This is a genomic window from Streptococcus pseudopneumoniae (assembly GCF_001068775.1).
GTDB lineage: Bacteria > Bacillota > Bacilli > Lactobacillales > Streptococcaceae > Streptococcus > Streptococcus pseudopneumoniae_N.
Genome location: NZ_JWAJ01000121.1, coordinates 1 through 13,465, shown reverse-complemented (window position 1 = coordinate 13,465; position 13,465 = coordinate 1). Strand labels below are relative to the sequence as shown.

15 protein-coding genes and 1 pseudogene are annotated in these 13,465 nt (G+C 38.5%); 15 read left to right on the top strand and 1 reads right to left on the bottom strand.

The genetic code is table 11. The features are described 5' to 3' along the window. Positions 1-286: 286 nt before the first annotated feature. From ADF68_RS06660 to ADF68_RS06590, 15 genes are all read left to right on the top strand, one after another. The gene (locus ADF68_RS06660) at positions 287-898 is read left to right on the top strand and encodes a CPBP family intramembrane glutamic endopeptidase (protein ID WP_049549145.1); all 612 of its coding nucleotides are present in this window, start codon (positions 287-289) and stop codon (positions 896-898) included. Positions 899-1,023: 125 nt separating this feature from the next. Beyond that, positions 1,024-2,301 (top strand): ABC transporter permease, encoded by a 1,278-nt coding sequence (locus tag ADF68_RS06655; protein WP_049549144.1) that lies wholly within the window; start codon positions 1,024-1,026, stop codon positions 2,299-2,301. Positions 2,302-2,314: 13 nt separating this feature from the next. Continuing rightward, a complete protein-coding gene (vex2, locus tag ADF68_RS06650; RefSeq protein ID WP_049549143.1) occupies positions 2,315-2,962 on the top strand; it encodes an ABC transporter ATP-binding subunit Vex2 in 648 nt (215 codons plus the stop codon). Between the two features lie 47 nt (positions 2,963-3,009). After that, a complete protein-coding gene (gene vex3 / locus ADF68_RS06645) occupies positions 3,010-4,389 on the top strand; it encodes an ABC transporter permease subunit Vex3 (RefSeq protein WP_049549142.1) in 1,380 nt (459 codons plus the stop codon). Between the two features lie 70 nt (positions 4,390-4,459). Continuing rightward, positions 4,460-5,116: a response regulator transcription factor VncR gene (gene vncR, locus ADF68_RS06640; protein WP_049549141.1), complete on the top strand. Its 657-nt coding sequence runs from the start codon at positions 4,460-4,462 to the stop codon at positions 5,114-5,116. Further along, entirely contained in the window at positions 5,113-6,435 is a 1,323-nt protein-coding gene (vncS, locus tag ADF68_RS06635) for a sensor histidine kinase VncS (protein WP_049549140.1), read from the top strand. The genes vncR and vncS overlap by 4 nt, the downstream gene beginning before the upstream one ends. Before the next feature lie 144 nt (positions 6,436-6,579). After that, positions 6,580-7,461, top strand: coding sequence for a class II fructose-bisphosphate aldolase (locus tag ADF68_RS06630; protein ID WP_049549139.1), 882 nt, complete (start codon positions 6,580-6,582; stop codon positions 7,459-7,461). Positions 7,462-7,546: 85 nt separating this feature from the next. Beyond that, a complete protein-coding gene (locus tag ADF68_RS06625) occupies positions 7,547-7,915 on the top strand; it encodes an inorganic diphosphatase (RefSeq protein ID WP_049549146.1) in 369 nt (122 codons plus the stop codon). Between the two features lie 219 nt (positions 7,916-8,134). Then, the gene (locus ADF68_RS06620; protein WP_049549138.1) at positions 8,135-8,482 is read left to right on the top strand and encodes a hypothetical protein; all 348 of its coding nucleotides are present in this window, start codon (positions 8,135-8,137) and stop codon (positions 8,480-8,482) included. Positions 8,483-8,519: 37 nt separating this feature from the next. Further along, positions 8,520-8,918, top strand: coding sequence for a hypothetical protein (locus ADF68_RS06615; protein ID WP_049549137.1), 399 nt, complete (start codon positions 8,520-8,522; stop codon positions 8,916-8,918). Positions 8,919-8,971: 53 nt separating this feature from the next. Beyond that, on the top strand, positions 8,972-9,379 hold the full coding sequence (locus tag ADF68_RS06610; protein WP_049549136.1) for a hypothetical protein: 408 nt from the start codon (positions 8,972-8,974) through the stop codon (positions 9,377-9,379). Between the two features lie 380 nt (positions 9,380-9,759). After that, positions 9,760-10,752, top strand: coding sequence for an ABC transporter ATP-binding protein (locus ADF68_RS06605; protein WP_049549135.1), 993 nt, complete (start codon positions 9,760-9,762; stop codon positions 10,750-10,752). 1 nt (position 10,753) lies between these two features. Then, positions 10,754-11,572, top strand: coding sequence for an ABC transporter permease (locus ADF68_RS06600; protein ID WP_049549134.1), 819 nt, complete (start codon positions 10,754-10,756; stop codon positions 11,570-11,572). A gap of 1 nt (position 11,573) precedes the next feature. Then, positions 11,574-12,359 carry an ABC transporter permease gene (locus tag ADF68_RS06595; protein WP_049549133.1) on the top strand — a complete coding sequence of 262 codons (786 nt, stop codon included), beginning with the start codon at positions 11,574-11,576 and terminating at the stop codon, positions 12,357-12,359. Positions 12,360-12,397: 38 nt separating this feature from the next. After that, on the top strand, positions 12,398-12,859 hold the full coding sequence (locus ADF68_RS06590; RefSeq protein ID WP_049549132.1) for a GNAT family N-acetyltransferase: 462 nt from the start codon (positions 12,398-12,400) through the stop codon (positions 12,857-12,859). Between the two features lie 464 nt (positions 12,860-13,323). Here ADF68_RS06590 and ADF68_RS10565 read toward each other — a convergent pair. After that, positions 13,324-13,465, bottom strand: a pseudogene (locus ADF68_RS10565) (helix-turn-helix domain-containing protein); the annotation flags it as partial.

Below are 13,465 nucleotides of genomic sequence, written 5' to 3'. Positions count from 1 at the left end.
TTCTGTTATACTACCTGTTCGCTCACAATAGGAGAGAACTTTTTTACGAAAATCTATTGAATATGCCATAAGAAGATTATACCACATTATGTACTGTTTTAGGTTCATTTTACTATAGATAGAAAAGAAGGAAAAGAAATCAGTATTAAAAAAATATAGAGAGTAGTGTAGAAAAGTTTAAATCTATCCTAGTTTATAACGGTTATTATCGGGAAAGCTTTCATAGTTAATGACTTGTATTTCCTGATTTAAAATATGTATTTCAAAAATGTAAAGGAGGATTACGATGGTTAATGAACTTCAACGAATCATAAGTGCCTTTATTCAAATTCTATTTATTATTTTACTACCTTCTATCTGGTGGTTTCTGGCTGTGAGGGGGAAAGTTCCATTTATGGAATGGATTGGTTTAAAATCTATTAAAAGGGTTAAAGATTCTTATCTGATCGCATGGATAATTGGTGGATTTCTCTTATTTACCATTTTTTATATGTTTATCTTTCCTCTAACACGTAGTATAGAAACGGCTACTTCGGCTTTTTCTGGTATGGACTATAGGGCTTTACCAAGTATTCTAATTTACAGTATTTTGCAAACATCTTTGCCAGAGGAACTGCTATTTAGAGGATTTCTACTGAAACGAATGGCAAATCACATGCCGTTTGTCTTTGCAAATACGATACAGGCTATCGCTTTTGGATTGCTTCATGGAGTATTATTTGCTTCCGTAGTAAGTTTAGAAGTCACTTTTTTCATTATATTTTTTACTGGAGCAATAGCAGCTTATCTTGGTTTTGTTAATGAAAAGAAAGCTGGAGGCTCCATTTTAACAAGTTGGATCATACATGCACTAGCTAACATCCTGTCTGGTTTAGTTGCTGCATTTTCTCTGTTTTAATCTGGGGGATTTATAAATATAAAGTCAGTAGAAATACTGGCTTATTTTATTTCAAAAATTTTTCTTATTTCATAAACATTTCATATTTGGATATTATAATAGTCTTACAAATATGGAGGTGCTATATGAATCCCACTCAAAGAGCCTGGGCTTACGTCAGCAGAAAACGACTGAGAAGTCTCATATTATTCTTGATTCTATTTGTCTTATTGGCTGGAATATCGGCTTGTTTGACGCTCATGAAGTCCAACAAAACAGTAGAAAATAATCTCTATCGCTCACTGAATACGTCTTTTTCTATTAAAAGAATAGAAGCAGAACAGACCTTTCAACTGTCTCAACTAGATGACCTAAAAAAAATAAATGGTCTTGAAAATCCTTCCCCAGAGCTTGAGACAATAGCCAAGTTGACGGATAAAGAAGTCGTTACTGGAGAACAAAGTATTCAAAGGGATGATTTGACAGAGGCTGAAAAAAATCTCATCAGTTTGATAGCTTTAGAAGATTCCTCTAAGGATGTCTCCTTTACTAGCTCTGCCTTTACCCTTAAAGAAGGAAGGCATTTAGAAAAAGGAGATAGCAAAAAAATCTTAATCCATGAAGATTTAGCAAATAAAAACAATCTAAAAGTAGGAGATAAGATTAGCTTAAATCTTGGTCAAGTAGAAGGAAATAGTGGACAAAGGCTAGACTATGAAATCGTAGGTATTTTCTCAGGTAAGAAGCAAGAAAAATTCACTGGTCTTAGCTCAGATTTTAGTGAAAACACGGTCTATACAGACTACGAAAGTAGCCAAACTCTTCTTGGAAATAAGGAAGCTCAAGTTACTGCCGCTCGTTTCTATCTAGAAAATCCCAAAGATATGGATAGCATCATTCAAGAGGTTGAAAAGTTATCCCTTGAAAACCAAGGTTTCCAAGTTGAAAAGGAAAATAAGGCCTTTGAACAAATCAAGGATTCCGTTTCGACCTTCCAAACCTTCCTCCAAATTTTCCTCTATGGCATTATGATTGCTGGTGTAGGAGCTCTGGTCTTGGTCTTGTCCCTTTGGTTACGAGAGCGAGTTTACGAGGTTGGTATTTTATTGGCGCTAGGTAAGGGAAAAGGAGCAATCTATAGCCAATTCTGTCTAGAAGTCATTCTGGTTTCATTGGCAGCAATTCTACCAGCATTTCTTGCAGGAAATGCCATTACTTCCTATCTTTTAAAAACTGTACTAGCAAGTGGCGACCAAGCTGCCCTACAAGATACGCTAGCAAAAGCAACGAATCTTTCAACAAGTCTTTTATCATTTGGAGAATCTTATATCTTCCTACTTATCATTAGTTGCTTGTCAGTTGCACTTTGTTTCCTATTTTTATTTAGAAAATCACCTAAGGAAATTTTATCATCTATTAGTTAATAAAGGAGAAATCATGACTTTACTACAATTACAAGATCTGACTTATCGTTACAAGAACACTGCAGAAGCTGTATTATATAAAATCAATTACGATTTTGAACCAGGCAAGTTTTATAGTATTATCGGAGAATCAGGAGCTGGGAAGTCAACACTCTTATCTCTATTAGCAGGACTTGATAGCCCAGTCGAAGGTGCTATCCTATTCGAAGGCAAGGATATTCGTGAACAAGGTTATTCTTATCACCGAATGCACCATATTTCTTTGGTTTTCCAAAACTATAATTTGATTGATTATCTTTCTCCATTGGAAAATATCCGCTTGGTTAATAAAAAAGCTAGCAAAGATACCCTTCTTGAACTTGGTTTAGATGAAAGTCAGATCAAGCGGAATGTTCTCCAATTATCAGGTGGACAGCAACAACGGGTTGCCATTGCTCGTAGTCTTGTATCTGAGGCGCCAGTGATTTTAGCAGATGAACCAACAGGAAACCTAGATCCTAAGACTGCTGGGGATATCATCGATTTTCTCAAATCTCTCGCTGAGAAAACAGGCAAGTGTGTGATCGTTGTGACCCACAGCAAGGAAGTAGCACAGGCGTCAGATATTACACTTGAATTGAAGGATAAGAAACTGACTGAAACAAGAAAAAATAGTAACTAAAACTTTTAAACATATTAAAAACTGAAGTAAATCTAGAAAGGAATCTTATGTTACACAACGCATTTGCCTATGTCACAAGAAAATTTTTTAAGTCGCTTGTGATCTTTCTTATCATTCTCTTGATGGCTAGTTTGAGTTTGGTCGGCTTGTCTATCAAGGGTGCGACAGCCAAGGCTTCTCAAGAAACCTTTAAAAATATCACCAATAGTTTCTCCATGCAAATCAACCGTAGGGTCAACCAAGGAACTCCACGTGGTGCAGGGAATATCAAGGGTGAAGATATTAAAAAAATTACTGAAAATAAGGCCATCGAATCTTACATCAAACGGATTAATGCTATCGGTGATTTAACAGGCTACGAATTGATTGAGACACCTGAAACCAAGAAAAATCTAACGGCTGATCGAGCTCAACGTTTTGGAAGTAGCTTGATGATAACAGGTGTCAACGACTCTTCTAAGGAAGATAAGTTTGTATCAGGCTCTTATAAACTGGTTGAAGGTGAGCATTTAACCAATAACGACAAGTACCAGATTCTCATGCATAAAGATTTGGCAGAAAAGCATGGATGGAAGGTAGGAGACAGGGTCACACTCAACTCCAATATATACGATGCCGATAATGAAAAAGGAGCCAAGGAAACAGTAGAAGTAACGATTAAAGGACTCTTTGATGGACACAACAAATCTGCTGTAACCTACTCACAAGAACTCTATGAGAATACAGCTATCACAGATATTCACACAGCAGCCCAACTCTATGGTTATACAGAAGATACAGCTATTTATGGAGATGCTACCTTCTTTGTAGCTGGAGATAAGAACCTAGATAGTGTCATGCAAGAATTAGGGTCTATCAACGGTATCAACTGGAAGATGTATAGCTTGATTAAGAGTTCATCTAACTATCCTGCCCTTGAACAATCTATTTCAGGCATGTACAAGATGGCTAATCTTCTCTTCTGGGGTAGCTTGAGCTTCTCTGTTCTACTACTTGCTCTCTTACTTACACTATGGATTAACGCCCGTCGTAAAGAGGTTGGAATTCTCCTTTCAATTGGTCTAAAACAAGCAAGTATTCTAGGACAATTTATCACAGAAGCAGTTATGATTGCAATTCCAGCACTAATTTCAGCTTACTTCTTAGCTAACTATACTGCTCGTGCCATTGGAAATACAGTGCTTGCAAATGTCACATCAGATGTGGCTAAGCAAGCTAGTAAGGCAGCCCAAGCCTCTAATCTTGGTGGTGGTGCAGAAGTGGACGGCTTTAGCAAGACACTTTCAAGTCTGGATATTTCCATTCAATCTTCTGACTTTGCTATCGTTTTTGTACTTGGATTAGTTCTAGTGGTACTAGTTATGGCACTTGCTTCAAGTAATCTCCTCTTTAAACAACCAAAAGAACTCTTGTTGGATAGTGAATAAAAAACATGCTACCTATTCTCATTCAAATGAGATATAATATAGGTAGCATTTTTGATAGAAAAGGATTTATATGAAAATTCTAATTGTAGAAGATGAAGACATGATCCGCGAGGGAATTAGTGATTATTTGACGGATTGTGGCTATGAAACGATTCAGGCTGCAGATGGTCAAGAAGCTTTAGAGCAATTTTCGAACCATCAAGTTGCCTTGGTTCTCTTAGATATTCAAATGCCTAAACTCAATGGTTTAGAGGTTTTGTCAGAAATCCGTAAGTCTAGTCAAGTTCCAGTCCTCATGTTAACAGCCTTTCAGGACGAAGAATATAAGATGAGTGCCTTTGCTGCATTAGCAGATGGTTATTTGGAAAAGCCTTTTTCTCTATCTTTGTTAAAAGTACGAGTGGATGCCATCTTTAAACGTTATTATGATACTGGTCGTATTTTTACCTATAGAGACACCGAGGTAGACTTTGACAGCTATAGCGCCAAAGTGGCTGGTCAAGAGGTCGCAGTGAATGCAAAAGAACTGGAAATTTTAGACTATCTGGTTAAAAATGAAGGTCGAGCCTTAACACGGTCGCAGATTATCGATGCTGTATGGAAGATGACAGATGAGATCCCTTTTGACAGAGTGATCGATGTCTATATCAAGGAACTACGGAAAAAATTGGATTTAGATTGTATTCTTACCGTGCGCAATGTTGGTTATAAATTGGAGAGAAAATGAGACGTTCAGGTTTATTTAAAAAAATTTTTATCTATACCTTCTCGGTATTTTCTACCTTGGTCATTTGTTTGCATTTGGCCATCTATTTCCTCTTTCCTCCGACCTATCTCAGTCACCGTCAGGAGAGTATCGGACTGAAGGCTACAGAAATTGCCCAGTCCCTCCAAGGCAAAGATAGTCAAGCTATTCAGGAAGTCCTTGAACTTTATTCTAAAAGCAGTGATATTAAGGGAGCTGTTAAGGGAGAGATGACTCAGGATAAGTTGGAGGTCAATGATAATCTTCCCATTGATAAACAACGACAAACGGCCTCCTTGGTTATCGAGGAAAGAGAGGTTCAAACTAAGGATGGTCAGACGATGACCTTACAGTTTTTAGCTTCTATGGATTTGCAGAAAGAAGCAGAAAACATCAGTCTTCAATTTCTGCCTTATACTTTATTAGCGTCTTTCATCATTTCGCTCCTCATCGCCTTTATCTATGCTAGAACCATTGTTGCTCCTATTTTGGAAATCAAACGAGTGACTCGACGGATGATGGATTTGGATGCAGAAGTGAGGTTGCGCGTGGATTCTAAGGATGAAATTGGCGATCTTAAAGAACAAATCAACAGCCTTTATCAGCATCTCTTGACTGTGATTGCAGATTTGCATGAGAAAAACGAGGCCATTCTCCAGCTGGAAAAGATGAAGGTTGAGTTTTTACGAGGTGCTTCCCACGAACTGAAAACACCTCTAGCTAGTCTGAAGATTCTTCTGGAAAATATGCAAGCCAATATTGGACGCTATAAAGATCGTGACCATTACCTGGGAGTTTCTTTGGGTATCGTGGATGATTTGAGTCACCATGTCCAGCAAATCCTATCTCTTTCTTCAGTGCAAGAATTGCGAGATAGGAAAGAAGAAATCAACCTTCTTGAAATGACAGATTTTCTCTTAAAGGATTATGATTTATTAGCCAAAGAGAGAAAAATCACTGTAGAAAATCAACTGACTGACCAACAAACTTATCTAAATTCTTCAGTACTAAAGCTGATTCTTTCCAATCTTATCAGTAATGCTGTGAAACACTCTGTTCAAGGTGGTTATTTAAAAATTGGATCAAAAGATGATTGGGTCTTTATAGAGAACGCCTGTACACCTGAGGAACAAGATAAATTTGAACAATCCTTCACGTCCTCTAGTCGACAAAGCAAGGGAGCTGGTTTGGGACTCTTCGTCGTCAAAAGTTTATTGGAAAACGAAGAAATCTACTATCGTTTCGAAAGATATAACGACCACTTGGCATTTTACATGAATCTGCCTCAGAACAAGGATTAGACCAAGTGGGAAAAGGTTTACATATCTAAAAATAGAAGAAATTCAATCGAAACTACGGGAAAAACTAGCTTTTTTTGCTAAAAAGTGATAAAATGAACAATGTAAATGGGATGTCCCATAAAAATATACAGGAGGCCTGATAAAATGGCAATCGTTTCAGCAGAAAAATTTGTCCAAGCAGCTCGTGACAACGGTTATGCAGTTGGTGGATTTAACACAAACAACCTTGAGTGGACTCAAGCTATCTTGCGCGCAGCAGAAGCTAAACAAGCTCCAGTTTTGATCCAAACTTCAATGGGTGCTGCTAAATACATGGGTGGTTACAAAGTTGCTCGCAACTTGATCGCTAACCTTGTTGAATCAATGGGTATCACTGTACCAGTAGCTATCCACCTTGACCACGGTCACTACGAAGATGCACTTGAGTGTATTCAAGTTGGTTATACTTCAGTTATGTTTGACGGTTCACACCTTCCAGTTGAAGAAAACCTTGAAAAAGCTCGTAAAGTTGTAGAATTTGCTCACGCAAATGGTGTATCAGTAGAAGCTGAAGTTGGAACTATCGGTGGTGAAGAAGACGGAATCATCGGTGACGGTGAATTGGCTCCAATTGAAGACGCTAAAGCAATGGTTGCAACTGGTATCGACTTCTTGGCAGCTGGTATCGGTAACATCCACGGTCCTTACCCAGCAAACTGGAAAGGTCTTCACCTTGACCACTTGCAAAAATTGACTGAAGCTGTACCAGGATTCCCAATCGTATTGCACGGTGGATCAGGTATTCCTGATGAGCAAATCCAAGCAGCTATCAAACTTGGTGTTGCTAAAGTTAACGTTAACACTGAATGCCAAATCGCATTCGCTAACGCAACTCGTAAATTTGCTCGTGACTACGAAGCAAACGAAGCAGAATACGACAAGAAGAAACTCTTCGACCCACGTAAATTCTTGGCTGACGGTGTAAAAGCTATCCAAGCATCAGTTGAAGAACGTATCGACGTATTCGGTTCAGAAGGTAAAGCTTAATTAGGCTATAGATAGAAAATCTCGCTACGGCGGGATTTTTCTTGTATAATGAATCTAGGAAATGTCATACGGAGGCAATGAAAAGATGAAATTCAAAGAGAGAATATTTAGTGGTGTCATTGATCGGCCGGTGGGGTTTGAAGATTCTTTTGGGAATGTCTATCCGATTAACTATGGCTACATACCTGAACTGATGGGGGGAGATGGCGAAGAGCAAGATGTTTATATTGTTTCCCATGACCAGCAACAGCCTTTGGAAGTCTTTACTGGAAAGTTGGTTGCTATCATTCGACGTCGTGATGATATAGAAGACAAGTGGGTTTTAGCGCCCTTGGATGAGAAGGTTAATAAAGGTTTGATTGCAGAGCAGACCTATTTTATGGAGCAGTATTTTGATTCTTGGATTGAAATGGTGGAGGAGAATAATGATTCAAGTAAGGGAGGTTATAAATAAGGATGAAAAATCTTTTCTTACGGCAGAAATTCTAACTGATTTGCAAAGTTGTTTGGAATTCATGAAACCTCCGGAGCATATATTGATGATGCTTTAATTGCAGTTTTAGCTACACTAGATTCATTTGGAAAGCTTGTTGGCATTGGATTGCTAGCGATTATAGGTTTTTCGATGTTTAGGTGTGAGAATCTTACAGTACTTGTGAAAGGAAAGATAGCCATGATATTCGATCAGTCCTTGCAAGCCTACCTATATGAAGTAGATGATGTTCTTGTAGCTTGGGAAGAAAAACCAAATGGGAATTTTGAGGTGGAAGCTCAGTTGCTTGCATCCAATTACCATAAAAACAGGTCTCGTATTCTTGCCTTTATACTGCCTCATTTACAAGAATTTTACGGGTATTTCACAGATGAAGAAGCTACTGAAAAATTGGGTAAACCTATCATCGAGCCAGAGAGGCAAACAGTAACCTACTGTGATCAAACTTTTGATGATATTCATATCTTTTCTTTTAACTATCAGGGACAGGCATTTGAGAGTCTGGAGAATTTTGCCATTGATGGTTAAGGTCTGTTTTCAGTTTTAAAAAGAAGGAGAGAGACTGATGAGTACTGCTGATTTTGTCTTTATTGAGAGTAAAGACCCCATATTCCTAGATTTACAAGCTTTTTGTACTGCTTTGAGAGAAAAGTTCCCAGGTATTTTGATCAGAGAAAGGACGAATCCTGAAAAAGCTTACTCGCTTTCTTGGGATTATCAAAGTCCACAGCTTACCTTGGAAAGTTCACTGAGTAGCAAGAAAAATGTTTTTGTGATTGATTACTTTGATTCAACGAACAGGTTACAAGATTATGCCTCCTATATTATCTGGCTTCGGAAATGGTTTCCAGCTGAAGAGAAGGTTTTCTTTTGTGATGAAGGCTATGAGTATGTGTTTGAGCTTTCTAGTGTGTTATCCCAAAAGGAGTTGGAAAACTACTTACGAACAAGGTTTGATGAGTGAAGAAGAAGTTCAAAAACGAATAATGATATGGAAAAGTTGAAAAGGAAAATCAGATGCTTACTAAAGATGATATGTTAGTTGCTTTGCATGATGCAATTACTGAAGACCAAGAATTTGAGTTGGCAGACGAGATTGTAGATGCCATGGAGGCTTACCCTCAAACCTTTGATTTGGTTGACCCCGTCTTAGACTTTATTTCCAAGCATCCAGAAGTAGATTTTGGAGCTCCAGGTGAGTTGGTTCACTTTGTGGAGCGATTTTATCATCAAGGCTATGAGGAATTATTGATGGAGTCAGTTCTAAAAAGTCCAACTGTGCATAACATCTGGATGCTTCATCGATGCTATAATGACAATGATCCAAATCTAGTCCGGCAGATTCAGACTTTGGTTGGAGAACTGAAGAAGGATAAGACTCTTGATTCACAAGTAAGAAGCATGATTGAAGACTTAACTTGGTAGAGGGAGGTGATGCAGCATCACCTTTTTATCTTTTCTTAGGGATAAAAATTTTCGATATAAATTAACACTTGTTTTCCGTAGACATTTGCACTATAATAGGGTGTTATTAGGGCTTTCTTTCCTTATGTTGAAAAAGAAGGCTGCTTTTTTGGTGTTTTAAGGAAACTCTTAAACCAGAATTTTTGATTAAAAGTTTCATTTTAAGAGAGAAATCTCTAATTTCATAAATTTTAGGCAAACGCTTGCATTCCATTTCTTATTGGACTATAATAGGTTGGTATAAATCCTTCTGTAATAATATTGAGAAGGTGTAGAAAGTAAGGATTTAGAATATTTGTAGTCAAAAATACAATGTTGTTTCTTACTAAAGGGAGATAGATATGGCAATGATAGAAGTGGAACATCTTCAGAAAAATTTTGTGAAGACAGTCAAGGAACCGGGCTTGAAGGGAGCTTTGCGCTCCTTTATTCATCCTGAAAAGCAGACCTTTGAAGCAGTCAAGGATTTAACCTTTGAAGTTCCAAAAGGGCAGATTTTAGGATTTATCGGAGCAAATGGTGCTGGGAAGTCGACAACCATCAAAATGCTGACTGGGATTTTGAAACCGACAACTGGTTTTTGTCGTATTAACGGCAAGATTCCTCAGGATAATCGTCAAGATTATGTCAAGGATATTGGAGTCGTTTTCGGACAACGCACCCAGCTATGGTGGGATCTGGCCCTACAAGAGACTTATACTGTCTTAAAAGAAATTTACGATGTGCCAGACTCGCTCTTTCATAAGCGCATGGACTTTTTGAATGAAGTCTTGGATTTGAAGGAATTTATCAAGGATCCTGTGCGGACTCTTTCACTAGGTCAACGGATGCGGGCGGATATTGCGGCTTCCTTGCTTCACAATCCCAAAGTTCTCTTTTTAGATGAGCCGACTATTGGTTTAGATGTGTCGGTCAAGGATAACATTCGACGTGCTATTACCCAGATCAATCAAGAGGAAGAGACAACTATTCTCTTGACTACTCATGATTTGAGTGATATTGAGCAACTCTGTGATCGGATTTTTATGATTGACAAGGGGCAGGAGATTTTTGATGGAACGGTTAGCCAGCTCAAGGAAACATTTGGCAAGATGAAGACTCTTTCTTTTGAACTGGTACCAGGTCAAAGTCATCTCCTTTCTCACTATGAAGGTTTTTCGGATATGACCATTGATAGACAAGGAAACACTCTCAATATTGAATTCGATAGTTCCCGCTACCAATCAGCTGATATTATTAAACAAACCCTGTCTGATTTTGAAGTCCGTGATTTGAAGATGGTAGATACGGATATTGAGGATATTATCCGTCGCTTCTATCGAAAGGAGCTCTAAGATGGTCAAATTGTGGAGACGTTATAAACCCTTTATCAATGCAGGAGTTCAGGAGCTGATTAGCTATCGAGTCAACTTTCTACTTTATCGGATTGGTGATGTCATGGGGGCTTTTGTCGCTTTCTATCTCTGGAAGGCAGTCTTTGACTCCTCCCAGGAGCCTTTGATTCAGGGCTTCAGTATGGCAGATATCACCCTCTACATCATCATGAGTTTTGTGACCAATCTTTTGACCAGGTCTGATAGCTCCTTTATGATTGGGGAGGAGGTCAAGGATGGCTCTATTATCATGCGCTTGCTGAGACCAGTGCATTTTGCGGCCTCTTACCTTTTCACCGAACTTGGCTCCAAGTGGTTGATTTTTATCTCTGTTGGACTGCCATTTTTAAGTGTCATTGTTTTGATGAAAATCTTATCTGGGCAAGGTATTGTAGAAGTGCTGGGATTAACTGTCCTTTATCTCTTTAGCTTAACTCTGGCTTATCTGATTAACTTTTTCTTTAATATCTGCTTTGGATTTTCAGCCTTTGTATTTAAAAATTTATGGGGTTCCAATCTACTCAAGACTTCAATAGTGGCCTTTATGTCTGGCAGTTTGATTCCCTTGGCTTTCTTTCCAAAGGTTGTTTCAGATATTCTGTCCTTCTTGCCTTTTTCATCCTTGATTTACACTCCTGTCATGATTATCGTTGGGAAATACGATACCAGTCAGATTCTTCAAGCACTTTTGCTTCAGTTTTTCTGGCTTATAGTGATGGTGGGCTTGTCTCAGTTGATTTGGAAACGAGTCCAGTCATTTATCACCATTCAGGGAGGTTAGTATGAAAAAATATCAACGCATTCATCTGATTTTTATCAGACAATACATCAAGCAAATCATGGAATACAAGGTGGATTTTGTGGTTGGTGTCTTGGGAGTCTTTCTGACTCAAGGCCTGAACCTCTTGTTTCTCAATGTCATCTTTCAACATATCCCATCCTTAGAAGGATGGACCTTTCAAGAGATAGCCTTTATCTATGGTTTTTCCTTGATTCCCAAGGGATTGGACCATCTCTTTTTTGACAATCTCTGGGCTTTAGGTCAACGACTAGTTCGAAAAGGGGAGTTTGACAAGTATCTGACTCGTCCCATCAACCCTCTCTTCCATATCCTTGTTGAGACCTTTCAGATTGATGCCTTGGGCGAACTCTTGGTTGGTGGAATTCTCCTAGCGACAACGGTGACCAGCATTGCTTGGACTTTTCCAAAATTCCTAATTTTCCTAGTCTGTATTCCTTTTGCGACCTTGATTTATACTTCCTTGAAAATCGCAACAGCCAGCATCGCTTTTTGGACCAAGCAGTCAGGTGCCATGATTTACATTTTCTATATGTTTAATGATTTTGCCAAGTACCCGATTTCCATTTACAATTCATTTCTTCGATGGTTGATCAGCTTTATCGTTCCTTTCGCCTTTACGGCCTACTATCCTGCCAGCTATTTCTTGCAGGACAAGGATGTCTTCTTTAATATTGGTGGTTTGATTCTGATTTCCCTTGTTTTCTTTGTTATTTCCCTCAAACTCTGGGACAGGGGCTTGGATGCCTATGAAAGTGCGGGTTCGTAAGTGGTAAAGTAAGACTAAAATCAAGAAAGGAACTTATGATGTTTGTAATTAAAGAAGTCAAGTATGAGGATCAAAAAATGGCAGTTGTCGCTGAGATTTTAAAGGATTTGCCAGAATGGTTTGGAATACCAGAAAGCACGCAAGCTTACATCGAAGGAGCCAAGGACTTGCAAGTGTGGACCGCCTTTCAGGAGAGTGATTTGCTTGGCTTTGTGAGCTTGTCCTATTCCAGTGAAGATTGTGCAGAGATTGATTGTCTCGGTGTAAAAAAAGCTCATCAAGGTAGAGGGATTGGGAGTCAATTGCTTGCTACTTTAGAAAGTGAAGCTCGCAAAAACGTTGATTATTTACAAGTGAAAACAGTAGCAGAAGGCTCTAATAAAGATTATGATCGAACAAATGTCTTTTATCGCAGTCTTGGCTTTAAAAAATTAGAGATTTTTCCACAACTTTGGGGGCCTCAAAATCCTTGTCAGATTTTGATTAAAAAGATGGGTTAAGAATCCCTTGATATCCTTTCTTATAGTGCTATACTGTAAGTGTAATCGCCGATTTAGCTCAGTTGGTAGAGCAAGGCACTCGTAAAGCCTAGGTCATAGGTTAGATCCCTACAATCTTATAATGAATAAAAACAGTAAAAAGCGCAAAAAATCACCTCCTGTGCTATACTGTAATTGAAATTTTTTTAGTTTTGGCGTTAGAACTGTTTCCTCAGTCCTAGCGCCTTTTCTATTTGATAAGTCTGCTTGGTGGAGAAATGATTCTTATACTCAATGAAAATCAAAGAGCAAACTAGGAAGCGAGCCGCAGGCTGTACTTGAGTACGGCAAGACGAAGCTGACGTGGTTTGAAGAGATTTTTGAAGAGTATTAGAATGTGCTGCAATCAATCCCGATATGGTCAAAGCCTGTTTGATATAGCGATTCCCTTGCGTGATGTGTGATGATTTTTTAATGCCAGCACTTTCATAAGACTGTTGAGCGTAGTCAGCAGAGTAAGCTTCTTTAAAGCGCCCCTTTCCAACATATTGTAGGACTGTCCCACGCTTGATTTCAGTGTGGATAGTTTGAGGAGCTTTTCCAAGTAGAGAGGCAATTTCTCTATTT